Origin of the sequence: Kingella negevensis, from assembly GCF_030177895.1 — a bacterium.
Taxonomy (GTDB): domain Bacteria; phylum Pseudomonadota; class Gammaproteobacteria; order Burkholderiales; family Neisseriaceae; genus Kingella_C; species Kingella_C negevensis.
The window spans coordinates 2,077,492-2,096,249 of sequence record NZ_CP123448.1; the positions used below are offsets into that span (position 1 = coordinate 2,077,492).

Below are 18,758 nucleotides of genomic sequence, written 5' to 3' on the forward strand. Positions count from 1 at the left end.
TGGGGTGTTGTTTTCAGGCTGCCTGAAAAATTAAAATAGCCAAATATAATCAGCGTGTTGTTTGTCGATTTCGTTGTCTTTGCTGCTGAGCAACAGCACTTTCAGGCTGCCTGAAAATCCTGCATCTTGCAAAAACAGGGGAACGCCCAGTTGCTTGGATGCGTGAATATTGCCTGCAATCAGCCACGCTGGTTTAGGCGATTGCAACAGGGCTTGAGCCATGCGGAAGTCTTTGTATTGCTGCATAGCGACCATGTTGCCGCCGCCGTGATGATTGCTGATGATTTGCGACAACGCAGTTTGCACTTTGGCTTGGCTGGCAAATTTGCCTTGCGGCGCGAAATTTTGGTTGGCGGCTAGTTCGCTGCGGCTGGGGCTGCCTGAAACGATGGCTGGTGTTTGAGTGAGTAGCGTGTGCATCACGTTTTGATATTGCGACCAATCCCAAGCCATGTTCCAGTTGATTTTGCCTGCGAGCGAACGCATGCCGCTTTTACCGCCTTGATGAAACCACGTTTGCACTTCGTTGATGGGCTGCTGCTGTTCGGGCGCGAGCATTTCCAAAATGGTGCTGCCTGTGTGGCGGTTGGTGTGTTCCAGCAGCCATTGCTGGGCGGCGTGGTGTTGGGGGTTGTCGTGCTCTTCGCCAATCAGCACGATGTCAGCTTGCTTGAGTTGCTCGGCAAGCTGAACGGGTGTGAGGGTTTGCCCTGTGGCGGTTTGGTAGATTGTGCCTGTTGGCTCGGCGTGTGCGAGCGGTAGGGCTAGGGCGATGATGATTAGGAATGGGGTTTTCATGGTGGGGTTTTGGGGTTTCAGGCTGCTTTTTGTGTGCGACAAAATGGCATAAACGTAGGGTGTGCCCCACGCACTAAAATCTTCAGGCAGCCTGAAAAATGGGTTAATTTGAAAAATTGGTATACGAGGCGCACCCTACATGCCATATTTTCAGGCTGCATGAAGATGTGCTGGGGCGCGACCCAGTCTACCTTTTTGTTGCATACTCAAAAGTAGCCTAGCACACAGCTCACTAACAGTGGCAAAATCGCCTTTTTGTTGCATACTCAAAAGCAGCCTGAAAACAGGTTTCATTAAAACTGCATCGTAAAACCCGCGTAATACGTTCTTCCGCGACCTGTGCCTTTGTTCGCCCAGTCAGAAGTTGCGCCTGTGTTCCCCGTCCCCAACGTACCACCACTGCTGAGCGGATAGTTGTAAACGGTGTTCGTCAGGTTATCAATGTTGAAGAACAGTTTAGCGTGTTTATTGATGTCGTATTTCGCATACAAATCAAACACTTTTTTGCCGCCTTTGATTTTGGTGGTGGTGGGCAAATTCAAATCTGTGTCGATGCCTGCTGGTACGGTGTCGTCGCCCATGCGTGTCATGCGCGCACCAACGACGAGTTTGTTATCCAACCAGCGCGAACCCACGTCTAACACAAGCTGGCTTTCAGGCTGCGTTCGTGTGGTGCTGGTAATGTCGGCTAACCAGTCGGTTGGCGTGTCGGTTTTGCTGCGGCTGTAGGCTACGTTGATGTAGCCGCGACCGAAGTCGTAACCGCCTTCAATTTCCCAGCCGTGAATTTTGGTGGTGTCGGTCGCGTTGCGGAATATGCCAACTGGAGAAATGTCGCCGCCGTTGTGCACATAATCGTCTAAGCTGCATTTTGCGAAGTTGTTGCACACGTAAAACTGGTCTTGGAAGATGTAATTTTTCACGCGGTTGTTGAAGTAATTGACTTTCAAACGCGCGGTGTCATTGTCTTTCAGAAAGCCTTGTTTGAAGATGTTGAAACCGATGTCGCGGTTGCGCGCGGTTTCGCCTCTCAAATAGGGGTTCACGGAATAAGGGTTGTTTTTCAAGTTGTTCACATACATAAACTCTTGCACATTCGGTGCGCGGCTGGTGTGGGCGTATGTGGCGTAACCTTGCAGCCAGTCTGTGAACTGATACGCTAAACCGAAATAAGGGTTGAAGTGGTTTTCTTTGCTGTTGAAATGCACATTGCCGCCTTTTGGCAGAACCACTGCGCCATCGTCTTCTGTAGGTGGTAAATAACCTGCGTAGCCGTAGCGTTCGTAACGTGCGCCGCTTGTTACTGTCCATTTGTTCAACTTCCATTCTGCTTCAGCAAAAATGTTGGCGGTGTTTTGCTTGCCTGTCGCCAACACGCTTGAGGCTTCGGGATTGTCTAATTTGTCTTCATCTGAGTGATAACGGGTGCGCTGGATTTTTGTGCCGTACGTTAAACTCAAATCGCTATCGCCCAATTCAAACGCGGAACGGTTGCTTAAATTGAATGACCACGTTGGGTTTTTGGTGGTGCGATTTTGGTAGCCGTTGTCCCAGTTTTCTTTTTGGAAATACTGACGGGATTCGCCGTAAGACACGTCTGCGCGTAAATCCACTAAATCAGACAAGGGTTTGTAACGGTATTGCAGCAAGCCGCTGTCTGTTGCCACTTCAATGGGAGTGTGGTTGTTGTGCGTACGGCTGCGGTTGCCGATGTAGCTGAATTTGAAGTTGTGGTAACGGTTGGGCGAATATTCCAGTTTGCCCATAAAGTTTCGTGCGTGAACGCCACTTTCCATGGCTTTGTTGTCTTCCAAGCCAGCGCCTGCAATGGTTTCGCCAGCACCGTTTTTATAGCCGCCTTTCACTTTGCCACCAAACGCGAGCAATGCGCCAAAGCTGCCTGAATTGGCTAATTCTTGCTTATGCGCCAGCGCGACCATGCCGTTTGTGCCATAGCCATTTGAACCACGGCGCAAGGTCAAGCGTCCGCCAAAGGATTTGCCTTGTTCCACTAAATCTGATGGGGCAAGTGTGCGGAAATTCAGGCTGCCACCCAAAGCGTTGCCGCCTGCTGCGCCGTGTGCCAAGCCGCGTTCAATTTCTGCATCTGCCAAAAAGTCTTCGTTCACGTAAACCGTGTTCCCGTTCCAGCCGTGCGCTGGGTTGGTTTGGTAAAACGTTTGGCTCACGCCATCAATAGTGGTGTTCACGCGCCCGAAGCCTTCCAAGCCGCGCATGTTCACGGAAATACCGCCTTGCCCAATGTCGTGCTGCGTGAACAGGCTGGGGCTGCTGCGGATGATTTCGTTTAAGTCTCTGCCAGTTTCATCTTTTTCAATATGCGACACGGCAGACGGGGTTTGATAGGGGCGGTTGATTTTGGAGGCGGTTACTTTGAGACTGGGGAGGTTTTGATTGGCGGCTGGTGTGGCAGTTTCCGCCCAAGCGTTTGCGCAAAGAATGGCAAGCAAAGAAAGGGTAAAGCGTTTCATCCGTTCTCTCTATTTCTTCAGAATGATTAATTACATGCTCACAAAATCAAATTATTTCTAAAATTTTAAGACAAATAAAAATCATTATCAATATTTTGTAGGGAAAGTTAAGAGATTAAAATAGAGCAAATAAACGAAAAAAGCCCTTGCGAGGGGGCAGGGGCTCTTTTCAGGCTGCAAAAGCATTACGAGTTTCGTAAAGATTTCAGGCTGCTTTGATATGTTGTGAAACGCGATGATACAAAATCGGCAAAATGGTGATATTGCCAATAATCATGGCAAGCGGAATCCATTGAATACCAACCAGCGAAGTGGCAAACAGTGCAACCAAATAAACAACGGTGGATAACACAGAAATAGTCGCAATGCGTTTGTTTTCGCCATGATAAAACAGGAAATTGACGAGCAAATAATAGGGGATTGTGAACCCAAATCCGAGCAAAAACAGCAAGATGTAGTATTTCACACCGAGATATTGTGCGCCCAAAATCCAAACGTATAGTTTTTCAGGCAGCAAAAAGGCGATAAATGTGGGAATGGGGACAGCAATCAGGCTAAATAACGCAAATTTGCGGACTTTTTCGGCGTTCAGGCTACCTTGTTTCAGGGCTTGATAATAGTGCGGCACGGTGGCTTTGTTCACGGCGAGCAGTAGAATGCTGAGTATGCTGGCAAGCTGCAAACCTGCGGAATAAATGCCGAGCTGTTCGGCTGGATAGTGCTGATAAATGACGATTCGGTCTAGCTGACCTTTCACAAAGCCGCTGGCGTGGTGCAGGACGAGCGGTAAACCAAAAGTTAAAACATAGCAGCCTGCAAGTTTGAGTTTTCTGAAATTTTGGCGGCTTTGTGTTTTGGGGATTAGGCAATAGGCGGCGATGGACACGGCTGCGTTGCCGAGAAATAGGGCGGCGAAACGCATGGCAATCGGTGCGGCGACGGTGGTTTCCAAAATCAGCACGGTGAGCAGACTGGTAAACACGCCGTTTGTGGTTTGGATGAGGGTGTAGGGCAGGGCGCGTTTTTGGCATTGGCGCAGGGCAAGTTGTACACCTAGCACGGTTTGGGCGGCGGCGGCGCAAATCACGGCGGCGATTGTGAGCGATTGTGTGATTGCGGCGAAAATCAGGGCGAGCGTTGCCATGAGCGCGGTGTAGCCGTAGCCTGCGAGCATGATGTTGTTTAGGTTGCGCTTGCCGTACACATAAAAATAGCGTGTCAGTGCACCGTCTTGGCTGAGTCCAAAAACGATGATGAGTAGGGAGCAGATGGTTTGATAATACGAGAGTTCGCCGAAGCCTGCTGCGCCGAATTTGCGTGTGAGATAGGGCAACAAGAGAAAGGGTAGGGCTTTAGCGGCAAGTTCGCCGAATAGGTAGATGAAGCTGTCTTTTAGGATTTTCATGATGATGTTGCAGCCTGAAAATGTTTTCAGGCTGCTTTTGTTAATGGGGTTTTCAGGCTGCGAAGTTTACTAATCTAAACCGCCATTGTGCCATGCTGTGTTCGGGGTTTAAATCGTTGGTGTAGAACGTGATTTCTTCGCCGCTTTTTATGGTAAACGTGAGCCAGAAATTGTGCTTGAATTTGAAATCGGTGATTTCGCCTGTGGATTGTTGTGCTATGGCTACTTGACATAAATGACGGTTTAACACAGTTTGTAAGGCAGCCTGAAAAGTGATGTCGTAATCGTGCGGGTTGTGCAACGTGAATTTGCTGTAACCTGATGCGCGAATGAGGATTTCGTCGTTTTGGCATTCGGTTTCTATGCTGTTTTCTATCATCACTTGGCGGACGATAAGCGTAGGGGAATGCGACGCGCTTTGGTGTGTTAAGGCTTCAACGGGAATGTTTTGTGGTGTGAATGGGCGATGACGGAATTTTTTGCCTGCTGCATGGTAGCGTTCGCCATGATAAACGGAGTATTCGTAATCGTGTCGCCCCCAACGGCGCAAGTTGCCTGCCACGTGTATGCCTTCTACGGGTTCGCCGTTGAGCGTGAAACGGTGGGTTTCTTTTTCAGGCTGCTTGCCTTGTTCGCTTAAATTGCTGATTTGTAAGCCCCATGTGGGTAGGCAATTGTAGCGTTCAGGCAGCCGTGCCACGCCATTTTGGTCGATGGCGTATAGGTTAAAGGCGGTGGTATCTACGCCGTATTCGATTTTGAATTGGTTTTCTGTGAGCAGGGTGTCTAAATATTGGCTGTATTTTTGCCATGCTAATGGATAGCCGATTAATACGCCGACTTGATAGGGGTAGCCGTTTTGTTGCATGAGTTGGTTGATTTTGTTGCGAACACGGTCTCTTCCGTAATCTTGTGCGCAGTTAAAAATGAAATTGGCACAGGAAACGTCATACGCGGCGTAGAGTTTTTCTGGGTCTTGGATTGGGTTGAATACGGATAGATGTGAATTGGGAAACCAAATGTCGGTGTCGTAAAGTGCGACGCGGTCAAATTCGCCTGATTGGGCGATTTGGGCGGCTGTCCATTGGCGGTCGATGGTGATGTCTTGAAAATGATGGGCAGCCTGAAAAACTAAGTAGCCATTTTCATGCAAGACGTTTTGTTTTTCTTCGGACAAACCGTAGCTAATCACGCCAACGTTGCCTGAAAAATCGGTGTCGGCTAGGCTGAGAAAAAAGGGAATGGCTTGGTTGTACCAAAAGTGATAGTTGTTATTGATGGCGGTTAGGATTAGGTTTTTCATGGTGTTTTTTGTGAATGGTTAAAGATTTTCAGGCTGCATTTTATCGGAAAAATGCAGCCCATATGTAGGCAATTGGTTTTCAGGCTGCGTTGAGTTTGTATCACAAAAAGCAGCCTGAAAATTATTTAGTCTTCATACCCATTTGGGTTATTAGATTGCCAACGCCATGCGTCAATCATCATCGTGTTTAAATCACGTTCTGCCGTCCAACCTAAATCTGTTTTGGCTTTGGCTGGGTCGGAATAACACGCAGCAATATCGCCTGCGCGTCGCGGTTTAATCGCATAAGGCACTTTTTGCCCAGATGCTTGCTCAAACGCTTTCACGATGTCCAATACGGAATAACCTTGCCCTGTGCCGAGATTGTAGATGTGTACGCCTGCGCTTTGGGCTTTGGTATTCAGGGCTTTTAAATGCCCGATTGCCAAATCTTGAACGTGAATGTAATCGCGAACACCTGTGCCGTCTGGGGTGTCGTAGTCGTTGCCAAATACGGCAAGTTCTTTTAGTTTGCCTGCGGCGACTTGGCAAACGTATGGCAGCAAGTTGTTGGGAATGCCGTTCGGTTGTTCGCCGATTTTGCCGCTTGGGTGCGCGCCAATTGGGTTGAAATAGCGCAGGATAATCACGCTCCAACGTGGGTCGGCGTGTTGCAAGTCCATCATCATGCGTTCCATCATGTATTTTGATGTGCCATAAGGGTTGGTTGTGCCGCCTGTTTTGCAGCTTTCTGTGATTGGCACAATTTCTGGGTCGCCATACACGGTGGCAGACGAGCTGAACACGATACTAAACACGCCTGCTTTGCTCATTTCTTCCAATAAAACAAGGCTGCCTGAAACGTTGTTGTCGTAATAACGCAAGGGTTGCGCCACGCTTTCGCCCACGGCTTTGAGGGCGGCGAAGTGAATCACGCTATCGATTTTGTGTTCACTGAAAATTTGTTGCAATAGGGCGCGGTCGCGGATGTCACCTTGATAAAATACGAGCGTTTTGCCTGTGATTTCGTTGATTCGAGTCAGCACTTTGGCTGATGAATTGCATAAGTTGTCCAATATAATGGGGTTGTGTCCTGCGTTTAACAGTTCCACTACGGTGTGTGAGCCGATAAAGCCTGCGCCGCCTGTTACGAGAATGTTCATGGTGGTTTCCTTTGTTCAAAATGATTGAAAATGATATTTTTGCAAAACTGTTGTAGGTCGGTTTTCCAAGCCGACTTTTTGTTTTCAGGCTGCCTGAAAACCTCAACGCGCCCCAAAGCCTGTCAAAATCGTCTTAATCGTTTTAAAAATAATCAAAATATCCAGCGATAACGAAAAGTGTTTGATGTAGTAAAAATCGTGTTCCAGCTTGATTTGTGTTTCGTCTTCGTTGCCTGCATAGCCTTGCGTAACCTGCGCCCAGCCCGACAACCCCGGTTTCACAATATGGCGATAATTATAAAACGGAATGCGCTCATTGAATTGTTCTACAAACACTTTTTGCTCTGGGCGAGGGCCGATTAAGCTCATGTCGCCGCGCAAAATATTCCAAAATTGCGGCAATTCGTCCAAGCGCGTTTTGCGGATAAACTTGCCAACGCGCGTGATTCGGGCGTCGCCCACTTGCGCAAGTTTTGCGCCGTCTTTTTCGGAATCGAGCGTCATGCTGCGGAATTTGTAGATTTTGAACTCGTGTCCGCCTTGCCCAACGCGGTTTTGCACGAAAAATATGCTGCCTGCGCTTTCGCTGCGAATGGCGATGGCGGTGGCTATCATCAGCGGCACGGTGAGCGGTGCGCTGATGATAATCAGGAAAATATCCAACACGCGCTTCACGAGCATATAGCGCGGACTGGGTAGCAATGAGCCTAAGTCGTTTTCATACATGTGGCGGATTTTGACGCGCCCTGTGAGCGATTCTTCGATTTGGCGAATGTTGTAAACGGCGATTCCGCGCAGGGTGCAATCGGCGAGAAAGCGTTGCCAATCGGGGGAAAGGTCGTTGCTGTGCAAATCGGCGACGATGGCGCGTAGGCGGTTTTCAGGCAGCGTGGGTTGGTCTAGGCGTTGCCATTCTACGTTTGGGATTTCGGCGGCGTGGGTGGCGCGTCCGAGTGGTATGTATGCCATGCGTGGGGTGCGGTGGCGGCTGATGTAGAAGTCGGCTAGAAAGAAGACGGCGGTAATCAGTCCGTTGGCAATCACGAAGCTGTTTGAGAATGTGATGAATAACACGCCGCTGACGGCAAATACGCTGCTGTATGCGATACCGACGGCGGGCAGAATGTTCAGCCAGGTTTGTTTGCCAGGGAAGGCGCGGAGGGTGGTGATGGATACGGCAGTGGTTAAATAGGCGATGAAACAGATGATTGCGCTGTTAATCACTTTGGTGTCGTGGGGGTGGATGTCTTTGACGGATAGGTAGAGTTCTGCAGTGAGCGCGATGAGTAACACGCCGATAATCAGTCGGATAAAGAGAGACGGGGTGGGTTTCATGTGGTTTTTGATTGCAGCCTGAAAAATGGGATTATAACGGTTTCAGGCTGCGTTTTGGGGGTTGTGTATTTTGTACGGTTTTCATGCTTTTAAAGCGCAATAAAAAACCGCCTACGTTGCTCCTGTAAAGTGTTAATCACTTGGCAAGTGCAACACAAAAACCCCTGTTCCAGCAGGGGTTTTGTGTTATCCCTGCCTCCCAGTTTCACCGTTTTGCAACGGCGAAGGCGTGATTATTTCTAATTTATTCTCTCTAATCAAATCCCCGTCAAAAGCTATTCAGGCAGCTTGATTTATTTCCTGATAGCTTGATAAACCCCACGTAACCATTTCGCAGGCAACACACGCGGCACACTTCTCAACAAAAAACACCCAAACGCGGGCAATGCAGCCTGAAAACGCAATCTGTGTTTTAAACGCATGAGCTGCCATTCGCTCTGCACATATTGCCAACCGCGGCGACGTTCCAACATGGCGTTGCCTGTTCGCGCGTAAACAAGGGTTTGCGGCAGATTGGCGGCGGTTGCGCCGTTTGAGAGCATTCGCAGCCACAGGTTGTAGTCTTCCATAAACAGATGATGTTGATAGCCGCCTGCTTGTTGCACAGTAGTTTTTGTGTAGGCGACTGTCATGTGGTTGAATGGGTTGCGCTTTTTGGCGAACGAGATGATTTCAGGCTGCGTTTGTGGGACGATTCGGGCGTGTTGGGCGTGTTCGGGATTTTGGGCGAACTCGGCGATTTGTCCGCCCAAAAGTTGCACGTTGGGATTTTGGGCGATGTATTGGCATTGCTCGGCGAATCGGGTGGGGGTGGCGATGTCGTCTGTGTCCATGCGGAACACCCATTCGTGCGTGCAATGTTGCAGCCCGAAATTGAGTGCTTTGCCTAGCCCTACGTTTTCAGGCAGCCTGAAAATGTTGAGCGGTAGAATGGGCTGGAAGTGGTCTAGCACGGCTTGCAATTCGGGCGTGATGTTGCCATCTAGCACGATGATGATTTCGCTGGCGCGTTGGGTTTGGTCGGCTAGGCTTTGCAGGGATTGGCGGAGGTTTTCAGGCTGCTCTTTGATGTAGAGCGACATTAGGACGGTGAAGTTCATGTTCGATGGAGTGCGGGCAGCTTGCCCGCAAAGTGGTGGGGGTGGGGTGTTTGTGGGCTGGCAGCCCACGTTCCATTTTCAAGTAGCCTGAAAATCATAACTGCGTTTCGTATTGCAAAAACCGCTCAATATTTTCGGGCGACACTTTCCGCGCGAACCAAAAATCTTGTCGTTGCGCTGCCCACAAATCGTCTAGCGTGAGTGCATCTGGGTGGTTGGCGTTTTCGGCGAAACGGATAAAGCGGTGGTTGTTGTTGATGTGGTTCAGGCTGCCTGAATTTTGGGCGACAATGTGTTGAAAAAAGTGTTCATCTGGCACGAGTTTTTTCTCAAAAAACGCGGTGGGGTCTCCCAAACTTTCGTTGAACAGGATTTGCAAGGCAGCGCGGTTGGCGGAAAACCATTGGCTGCCTGAAAGGCAGGTTTCGCTGCTGGGAATGAGTTTGTCGGCGATTTTCAGGCTGCGTGTGAGGATTTTGCCGATGAGTTTGCGTTGCCATTTGGTGTCGGCGTGTGGGGCGTTGAAACGGGTGCGATAGCGCAGGTGCGGAGCGTTTTCGCTGTGCAGCCAAACGGTATTTTCAGGCTGCGTTTGGCAGATTTTGGCGAGTTGTTCGGGCGTTTTTAGGGGGACGCAATCGCCGCTCATCAAATGAAAATGGCGGTTGTTTTTGTTGGCTAACGCAGCCTGAATGAGTACCAATGTGGCTTCTATCATGGAAAAGCCGCCCCAGTTCACGTCTATGCGGTTGCGGACGATGTGGATATTGGGTTGGTTTTTTAGGCTGTCTAGCTTGATTAACGGGGCTTTGGCGTCGTAGTGAATATAGTATTGCGCGGTGGGGTGGCGTTGCGCGAGTGTGAGAATGTGGGTGGGGGCGCGGTGGCAGAGAATGAGATAGGCGTTCATGGTAGGGTTTTCGTGGGAATAATTTTCAGGCTGCGAACAGATATTTGGTAGGGGCAAGGTTTAGCCTTGTCCTTTTTTGTGTTTCAGAAAGTTAAATGTGGACAAGGATAAACCTTGTCCCTATCAAACAACATTTTGCGTTTTTCAGGCTGCATCTGCCATTTGCAAGGCTTCTTGAATATCCACAGCCACAATCCGCGAAACGCCTTTTTCTTGCATGGTTACGCCCACCAGTTGCTCTGCCATTTCCATGGTTAAGCGGTTGTGCGAGATATACAAAAATTGCGTTTGTGCAGACATTTCTTTAACCAAGTTGCAGAAACGACTGGTATTCGCATCGTCCAGCGGCGCGTCCACTTCGTCCAACAAACAGAATGGCGCAGGGTTCAAGCTAAACAGGGCAAACACCAAGCTCATGGCGGTTAAGGCTTTTTCGCCGCCGCTAAGCAAGTGAATGGTGGAATTGCGTTTACCAGGCGGACGCGCCTGAATCGACACGCCAGCCGTCAGCAAATCATCGCCAATCATTTGCAACTGTGCTTCGCCGCCGCCAAACAGCGTGGGGAAATACGCTTGCATTTTGTCGTTTACCGCGTCAAAAGTTTCTTTGAAACGCACTTTCGTTTCGCCGTCAATTTGCGCAATCGCTTCTTCCAGCAAGGCAATCGCGGCTAACACGTCTTCGCTTTGTGTGCGGTAATAATTGTCCCGTTCACGCGCTTCTGCCAATTCTTGCAACGCGGCAAGATTGACCGCACCTAAATCCAAAATATTTTGCTGCAACTGCGCGATGTGCTGTGCCAATTCTTTCAGGCTGCGTTCAGTTTCAGGCGTGAACGCGTCCAAATCTGCGCCGCGTTCTAATAAATTTTCGTGGAAACGCTGAGCGTTGAGCAAGGCTTGTTGTTGCTGCAACAGCGCGGTTTGCACGGCAGCCTGAAACTGCGGCAACTGCGCGTTGGCTTGCTGCATGGTTTCGTAAACGGTTTGACCTTGCGCTTGTGTGGCGGCAAGTTGCGCTTGTGCGGCTAAAACGCGCTCGTTCAGTTCTTCGGCTTGCGCTTGAATGTCTGCCAACTGGGTTGCCAAAAGCTGCGCTTGTTCATCATTTTCGGCAAGCAGCGCGGCTTCTTCCATGCGTAAACGCCAGTTTTCTTGCTGCTGAACCAGCGTGGCAGCCTGAACGCTTAGATTTTCTATGCGTTGCTGCCATTTGTTCAGGGCGAGTTCTGCCGTGCCGTGTTGGAGATTGGCTTCCAGCAACGCCAGTCGCGCCTGTTTTAACGCAGTTTGCTGGCTTTGGCGACTGCTTGACAATTCGCGGTTTTGCACGTCCAATTCAGCAACGGCTTGCGTGAGCGTGTCTATATCGGCAGATAGGGTGTCTTGCTGCTGGGTGTAAATTTCGCTTTCTTCGGCGATTTTGGCGCGTTCTTGGGCGATGTGTTCGCGGCGAATTTGCCCTTGGTTGGTGCGCGTGATGAGTTCGTTGGCGCGGTTTTGCACGGTTTGCAGGGTGTTGGTAAGCTGGCGATGTTGAGCTTGAGCGTTGCTGTGTTGTTGCTCGGCTTGGGCGAGTTGTTCGCGCAGGGTGGTGCGTTGGGTTTGCGCTTGGGTTAGCTGCGGCTCTAGGGTTTCCAGTTGCGCCAATAGGCTGTCGTGCTGAGCTTTTTGCTGCACGAGTTGTTCGGCATTGTCGGCGTTAAACAGGATTGCGCCTGTTTTATCAATGCGATGTCCTTCGGGTGTGAGCCATTGTTGGTGGGCTTGCAAATCGTGTTGATGGGTAAGCGCGTGGGCTAAATTGGGCGAACAAAGTACGCCGTCTAACCAATATTGCAACGCAGCCTGAAAAGGTTTGTCGCATTGAATTTGGTTGATTAGGGCTTGTGCTGGCTGTGTTTTTTTGTTCAGGCTGCCTGAAAATTGTATCCATGCGGCTGCGCTTTGGGGCAGGTTTTCAGGCTGCAACTCGGTGTTTTCAGGCAGCAAACGGGCGTGTAATCGCTCGGCTAAAATCACGCTGAGCGCGTGTTGCCATGCTTCGGGGGCGTGAATGTGCTGCCACACGGCTGGGGTGTCGGCATAAGGGGTTTTCGCCCATGTGTCTTGCGTGGTTTGACTGCGTAGCAGTTGGGCAAGTGCTTGCTGCTGGGCTTGGGCGGTGATGTGTTGTTGGTGCAGGGTTTGGTAAGCGGCTTCAGCGGCTTGTAATTCGATTTTCAGGCTGCGAAGTTGGGCTTCTTGGGTTTGTAATTGGGTTTCTGATGTTTCGTATTGTTGTTGGTGCAACTCGGTTTGTTCGCGCACGGTGGCTAACTCGGTGTCTTCGGGTAGGTTGAGTGCGGTGGTTTCTTGTTGCAGTCGGTTGAGCCGCTCTTGGTGTTGTGTCAAGGCGGTTTGGGTGTATTGCAGTTGTTGTTGTTTCAAGGCAAGTTCGCGCTTCATTTGGTTGAGGCGTTCTTGCTGGCTGCGGTAGGCGTTTTCTTGGGTTTGCTCTTGGGTTTCCAGTTCGGGCAAACGCTGCTCGTGTTCGGCGACGATTTGGGCGAGAGTTTCCAATTCAGTTTGTTTGGCTTGGCTTTGTGCAACAAGGGTTTCACGCTCGGCAATGATTGCGGCGTGTTGGGTGTGCAGCGCGGCGATTTGGGCTTGAGCGGCGGTGCGCTCGCGCTCGGTGCGTTGCTGCTGGGTTTGGTGGGCGCGTTGTTGCTCTTCGGTGCGAGCGAGTTGCTCGCGCACTTGACTGTATTGGGCGTTGAGCTGGGCAAGCTGTTCTTGTTGGGCTTGCTCGGTTTGGCGCAGGGCTTGGATTTGTTGGTTGAGTTGTTCGGTTTGTGCGCTGGTGTTTTGTTGCTTGGTTTGGGCGATTTGGTGTTGTTCGGCGGCTTTGTCGGCTTCGGCGAGGGCGTTTTGCCATTGGGCGTAGTCAAGTTGGTTTTGTTGCGCGGCAAGCTGGGCTTTCAGGCTGCGATATTGCTCGGCGGTGGCGGCTTGGGCGTTGAGTTTTTCCACTTGACGCGTGAGTTCGTTTTGCAAGTCGTGCAGGCGTTGCAGGTGTTCGCGCGTGTCTTTTAGACGCAATTCGGTTTCGCGGCGGCGTTCTTTGTATTTGGATACGCCTGCGGCTTCTTCGATGTAGGCGCGGAGGTCTTCGGGGCGTGCTTCGATAATGCGCGAAATCATGCCTTGTTCGATTACGGCGTAACCGCGCGCGCCTACGCCTGTGCCGAGGAAGAGGTCGGTGATGTCGCGGCGGCGGACGGGTTGTCCGTTGATGTAGTAGCTGGAATCGCCTTGGCGTGTGAGTTGGCGTTTGATGGAGACTTCGGCGTATTGCCCCCATGCGCCTTGTAGGGTGTGGTCGCTGTTGTCAAACACGAGTTCTACGGACGCGCGTGGGGCGGGGCGGCGTGTGGCTGCGCCGTTGAAAATCACGTCTTGCATGGATTCGCCGCGCAGTTGTTTGGCGGACGCTTCGCCCAGCACCCAGCGCACGGCGTCTATCACGTTGGATTTGCCGCAGCCGTTTGGTCCTATCACGGCGACAAGTTGGCTGGGAACGTGGATGGTGGTGGGGTCGGTGAAGGATTTGAATCCTGCAAGTTTGATTTGGGTGAGACGCATGTTTCAGGCTACCTGAGAAGTGAATAAACAAGAGTGGAATTATAGCAAACGCAGCCTGAAAAATATTTTTCAGGCTGCGTTTTTGTGGTTTTCAGGCTGCTTTTGGAAATGTGATTTCCACACGCAACCCCGTTTCAAAATTCACACTCTCTTTCAACGCGATAGAACCGCCATAGCGTTTCGCAATCGTCTCGGCGATAGACAAGCCCAAGCCTGTCCCCACTTCGCCGCTCCCCAAAATGCGGTAAAACGGATTCAACACGCGTTTGCGTTCGGATTTGGGAATGCCATTTCCATTATCTTCAATGCAAATCAAAATCTTATCGCTCAACTCTTCGGCGGACAAATCGATTTGACTACCGTTTGGTGTGTAGCGAATAGCGTTGTTGGTCAGCGTTTTAATCAGTTAAATCTTTTGTCGGTTTATCCGCCAATTCCTGTTCTATAGTGAATTAAATTTAGATTAGTACAGCGTTGCCAACTCCCTTATGTACTAGATGTAAACGGCGGTCGTTGTCGCCTTGTCCTAATCTAAATTTAATCCACTATAACTTGGGGATATTCTTCCGCACATCAGGCGGCATTTTGTTTTCCAACTGTGCAATCATTTCAGACAAATGATATTTCTGTTCCATTTCCGCCTTGTCTTTCCCGTTTTGCGCAGCTTTTACTTGTGCGTTTTTCAACAAAAACTACGCTGCAATAGCGTTTTCTTTGCGGACAGGCAACTCATCGCCACGCCAATACATTTTCGCTACATCCGCAATCGCTTTCACGTATTCCTGTTCCGCCGCTTTACGATACCAGTAAACCGCTTTTTCAGGCTGCCGCTTGTCCGTGCCCTCGTCGCGATAATACATTTCGCCCACCGCAAACTGCGCTTGTGCAATGCCGCCTTCAGCCGCCGCCAAGTAATGTTCAAACGCAATGCGCATATCGGCTGGCGTGCCTTTGCCTTGCTGGTCGTGGCACATCGCCACATTGTCTGCGCCTTCAGGGGTACGCATTTGCTCGTAAGATAACTTCATGTATTTGCAACCAATTACCGCATTCTTCGGTACATCGCGCCCCTCTAAAAATGCCAAACCCAGATTGTTTTGCGATTTTGGGTGTCCCTGATTAGCAGATAGCGTGTACCACTTCACCGCGTTTTCCCAATCGTCTTGGTGCATGTAATAGCGTCCAACCAAAAATTGCGCCTTGCGGTCGCCTTGATGGGCGCGTTCAAATGTGCCAGCGTCGGGCTTTTTGGCGTACCACGGCACTTGGGCGTTTTCAGGCTGCGAAGTTGCCCTTGTTGATTTGCTGCTTATCGCCGTTTTCATCGTCAAAAACGCAAACGGCACAATTATCAGTGCGGCGATGATTGCACCATTGAACGGCGATTTTTTCTGTTCATACGGCGGTTTTTCAGGCAAATACATGACGTTCTCCAAAATAATATTTTCAGGCTGCTATAATAGCCGTTTTCATTTTATTCTATTGTAGAAAAAATCATGTTAAGCAATTCAACTATACTGGTAACAGGCGGCACAGGCTCGTTTGGCAACACATTCGTTCCCATGACTTTGGCGAAATACAACCCTAAAAAAATCATCATCTTTTCGCGCGATGAAATGAAACAGTGGGAAATGGCAAAGAAATTTCAAGGCGATAAACGGGTGCGCTTTTTCATTGGCGACGTGCGCGACAAAGACCGCCTATACCGCGCTTTGGACGGCGTGGATTATGTGGTTCACGCGGCAGCAACGAAAATTGTGCCAACCGCAGAATACAATCCGTTTGAATGCGTGAAAACGAATATTAACGGTGCGATGAATTTAATTGACGCGTGTATCGACAAAGGTGTGAAAAAAGTTGTCGCACTTTCAACGGATAAAGCCAGCAGCCCTGTGAATTTGTATGGCGCGACTAAATTGGCTTCGGATAAATTATTTGTGGCGGGCAATGCGTATTCGGGCGAACACGGCAGCCGTTTTGCGGTGGTGCGTTATGGGAATGTCATGGGGTCGCGTGGCTCGGTGATTCCGTTTTTCTTGAATATTCGCAATCAGGGCGTGTTGCCGATTACCGACGACCGCATGACGCGCTTTATGATTTCGTTGGAACAAGGCGTAGAATTGGTTTGGCATGCGTTTGATGATATGGTTGGCGGCGAAATTTATGTGAAGAAAATTCCGTCTATGAAAGTGAGCGATTTGGCAACGGCAATCGCGCCTGAATGCAAGCTGGAAATCATCGGCATTCGCCCTGGCGAAAAATTGCACGAACAAATGATTAGCGCGGAAGATTCATTCCACACTTATGAATACGCGGAACATTTTAAAATTTTGCCAGCGATTAACGGTTGGGACGAAACGCCCGAACGCATTAAGGACGGCAAGAAAGTGCCAGAAGGTTTTGTGTATGCCAGCGACAATAATCCTGAATGGATGAGCGTAGAAGCGTTGCAAGCGTGGGTGGCGGCGAACCAACACAAAATTGGCAATATTTAAACTTTCAGGCTGCCTGAAAACACAGAAAGGAAAACAAAATGATGAAATTATTTTATTTACAAGGCGCATGTCCATTAGTGCCACACACCGCATTACATTGGGCAAAAGCGGAATTTGAGCCAGTTCACGTGGAACGTGGCGAACAGAAAACCCCTGAGTTTTTGGCGTTGAATCCGCAAGGCAAAGTACCTTTGTTGATTGACGGCGATTTCAAACTGGCGCAAAACGTAGCGATTTTGGAATACTTGAACGAGAAATTCCCGCAAGCGAATATTTTCGGTAGTGGTAACGCACAGCAAAAAGCGTTGACACGACAATGGTTGGCGTTGGCAAACAGTGATTTGCATAGCGGCGCGATTAGTAAAACGTTTGCGGCGTTGGGCGTGGAAAACGAGCAAGCAAAACAAGTCTTGCGTGAAATGGGCATTGCGGCGATGAAAGCGATTTACGCGCAAGCCGATGAAGTATTGGCACATCAGCCGTATTTGACGGGCAATGAAATTACGATTGCCGATGTGTATTTTTACGTTACGCAATTATGGTTGCCACGTTTGGATGTGAAATTTGATAAGTTTAAAAATTTGGCGGCGCATTTTGAGCGTGTGCAAAATAACGCAGGTGTGCAAGCCGCGTTAAAAGACCAAGGTTTGATTTAATTTTTAGAACGCAGCCTGAAAAGGTTTTCAGGCTGCGTTTGTATTAAAATGCAGCCTGAAATTGAATAACAGATTGATTACTTATGTATTTATACACAGAACTCGTGCGCATATTAGAGCAGCGCGGACACCTTTTTCCCAGCGACCCACTCGCTATCACAGAATTACTGCGCCACGCAGACGGCACAGTGCAAGAAAAGCTAAACCGCCGCGCTGCGATGATTGACCGCGACCAACAACTACTTCATCGTTTGGAAAGTTTCAGGCAGCGTTTGCAGCTTTTGGCGCACGTGAGCCGCGTGTTGTGGCTCGCATTGGGTTTCTTGGGAACTTATCAGCTTATGCAACAAGGTAGCCTGAATTTTTTGATGATTTTGGTGGGTATTTTGGGCATGAATTGGCTGATGCTGCTGGTGTGGTGCGTGAGTCTGTTTGGTAAACCGCGCCATATACCACCGATGTTGGCAAGTGTGTTTTCAGGCAGCAAAGACAGCGTGGAGCAGGCGATTTTTGAAGTGTATGCGCAGTCTGCCATGAAACCGCATGCGCGTTGGCGGTTGGGCGAGATGAGCCATCAACGCGCTTTGTGTGCGCTGGTGGGCATGTTTTTGGCGGTGTTGGTGCTGCTTTTGGTACGGCAATATAGTTTCAACTGGGAAAGCACTTTGCTGAACGGCTCGCATTTTGCGGGTTTGGTGGCGGTGCTGAGTTGGCTGCCTGAAAAACTGGGTTTTGCCGTGCCGTCTGCCGAAATAGTAAAAGCGGCGCAAAATGCGTTTCATTATGAACACGCGGCGGCTTGGGGCAGTTTGTTGCTGGGGAGTATTGTGTGTTATGGCTGCTTGCCGCGCTTGATGGCGTGGGTAGTTTGCCGTTGGCAGATGAGCCGTTCGCAGCCTGAATTGGATTTGGATTTGCCGTATTATCGGGACATTGTGCTGAAATGGCAGCAGCGCGTGGTGGACGATGCGGCGGATTATCGTGCAGATGAAGTTGCGCTGAATGTGCCGAAAGTGGCCTTGAATGCGGACGGTACGCGCTGGGCGGTGTTGTTGGACGCGTTGGCGCCTGATGACAATTGGTGCGTGAATGTGTTGGGTTTGGATTGGCAGAATAGGGGGGCTGTGGCAGATAGGGCGGCTTTAGGGGATTTGTTAGCAGAATTGGAAACTGTGCCTGTACAGTTATTGGTAGGCGTACGCGCGAAACATGTACCTGATAGGGGCGTGGTGCGGCAGTTGGGGAAATTGTCGCAAGCTGCGCAAGCTGGGTTGGTGGTGATGTTGTTGCCTGATGTGGGCGATGATGTTGGCAGCCTGAAAACGGATTCTGTGGCGGAACAATGGCGCGTTTTGCTGCGTGAACGGGGTTGGGCTTGGGTGGAGTAGGTCGGATACTTGTATCCGACTTCTTTCTAAATTGATGAAGAGATGTCGGATTCAAGTATCTGACCTACAGCTACTATAAAAAGCAGCCTGAAATTATTTTTCAGGCT

15 protein-coding genes are annotated in these 18,758 nt (G+C 49.9%); 3 read left to right on the plus strand and 12 right to left on the minus strand.

What is annotated here, in order from left to right:
- Positions 1-30 precede the first annotated feature (30 nt).
- From QEO93_RS11315 to QEO93_RS11370, 12 genes are all read right to left on the minus strand, one after another.
- Positions 31-798 (minus strand): ChaN family lipoprotein, encoded by a 768-nt coding sequence (locus QEO93_RS11315; RefSeq protein WP_032138013.1) that lies wholly within the window; start codon positions 796-798, stop codon positions 31-33.
- A gap of 293 nt (positions 799-1,091) precedes the next feature.
- On the minus strand, positions 1,092-3,290 hold the full coding sequence (locus tag QEO93_RS11320) for a TonB-dependent receptor domain-containing protein (RefSeq protein ID WP_032138012.1): 2,199 nt from the start codon (positions 3,288-3,290) through the stop codon (positions 1,092-1,094).
- Between the two features lie 205 nt (positions 3,291-3,495).
- Positions 3,496-4,695 (minus strand): oligosaccharide flippase family protein, encoded by a 1,200-nt coding sequence (locus QEO93_RS11325; RefSeq protein WP_032138011.1) that lies wholly within the window; start codon positions 4,693-4,695, stop codon positions 3,496-3,498.
- A 52-nt stretch (positions 4,696-4,747) separates the two neighbouring features.
- Positions 4,748-5,998 (minus strand): hypothetical protein, encoded by a 1,251-nt coding sequence (locus tag QEO93_RS11330; RefSeq protein ID WP_032138010.1) that lies wholly within the window; start codon positions 5,996-5,998, stop codon positions 4,748-4,750.
- A 125-nt stretch (positions 5,999-6,123) separates the two neighbouring features.
- Entirely contained in the window at positions 6,124-7,140 is a 1,017-nt protein-coding gene (galE, locus tag QEO93_RS11335; RefSeq protein ID WP_032138009.1) for a UDP-glucose 4-epimerase GalE, read from the minus strand.
- Positions 7,141-7,242: 102 nt separating this feature from the next.
- Positions 7,243-8,475 carry an exopolysaccharide biosynthesis polyprenyl glycosylphosphotransferase gene (locus tag QEO93_RS11340; RefSeq protein ID WP_032138008.1) on the minus strand — a complete coding sequence of 411 codons (1,233 nt, stop codon included), beginning with the start codon at positions 8,473-8,475 and terminating at the stop codon, positions 7,243-7,245.
- A 293-nt stretch (positions 8,476-8,768) separates the two neighbouring features.
- Positions 8,769-9,575, minus strand: coding sequence for a glycosyltransferase (locus QEO93_RS11345; RefSeq protein ID WP_032138007.1), 807 nt, complete (start codon positions 9,573-9,575; stop codon positions 8,769-8,771).
- Positions 9,576-9,669: 94 nt separating this feature from the next.
- A complete protein-coding gene (locus QEO93_RS11350) occupies positions 9,670-10,542 on the minus strand; it encodes a beta-1,6-N-acetylglucosaminyltransferase (RefSeq protein ID WP_245190688.1) in 873 nt (290 codons plus the stop codon).
- An 87-nt stretch (positions 10,543-10,629) separates the two neighbouring features.
- Positions 10,630-14,112, minus strand: a complete 3,483-nt coding sequence (smc, locus tag QEO93_RS11355) for a chromosome segregation protein SMC (protein ID WP_085815447.1) — start codon at positions 14,110-14,112, stop codon at positions 10,630-10,632.
- A gap of 91 nt (positions 14,113-14,203) precedes the next feature.
- Entirely contained in the window at positions 14,204-14,458 is a 255-nt protein-coding gene (locus QEO93_RS11360) for a sensor histidine kinase (protein WP_032138004.1), read from the minus strand.
- 199 nt (positions 14,459-14,657) lie between these two features.
- On the minus strand, positions 14,658-14,798 hold the full coding sequence (locus tag QEO93_RS11365) for a hypothetical protein (protein ID WP_157686379.1): 141 nt from the start codon (positions 14,796-14,798) through the stop codon (positions 14,658-14,660).
- A 6-nt stretch (positions 14,799-14,804) separates the two neighbouring features.
- Complete coding sequence (locus QEO93_RS11370) at positions 14,805-15,536, minus strand: tetratricopeptide repeat protein (RefSeq protein ID WP_032138003.1); 732 nt, start codon at positions 15,534-15,536, stop codon at positions 14,805-14,807.
- Positions 15,537-15,608: 72 nt separating this feature from the next.
- Here QEO93_RS11370 and pseB point away from each other — a divergent pair, with 72 nt between their 5' ends.
- The 3 genes from pseB (at position 15,609) to QEO93_RS11385 (ending at position 18,651) form a co-directional block, all read left to right on the plus strand.
- On the plus strand, positions 15,609-16,607 hold the full coding sequence (gene pseB / locus QEO93_RS11375; protein ID WP_032138002.1) for a UDP-N-acetylglucosamine 4,6-dehydratase (inverting): 999 nt from the start codon (positions 15,609-15,611) through the stop codon (positions 16,605-16,607).
- A 38-nt stretch (positions 16,608-16,645) separates the two neighbouring features.
- The gene (locus QEO93_RS11380; protein WP_052368848.1) at positions 16,646-17,263 is read left to right on the plus strand and encodes a glutathione S-transferase family protein; all 618 of its coding nucleotides are present in this window, start codon (positions 16,646-16,648) and stop codon (positions 17,261-17,263) included.
- An 83-nt stretch (positions 17,264-17,346) separates the two neighbouring features.
- A complete protein-coding gene (locus tag QEO93_RS11385; RefSeq protein WP_044250494.1) occupies positions 17,347-18,651 on the plus strand; it encodes a DUF2868 domain-containing protein in 1,305 nt (434 codons plus the stop codon).
- Positions 18,652-18,758: the final 107 nt, after the last annotated feature.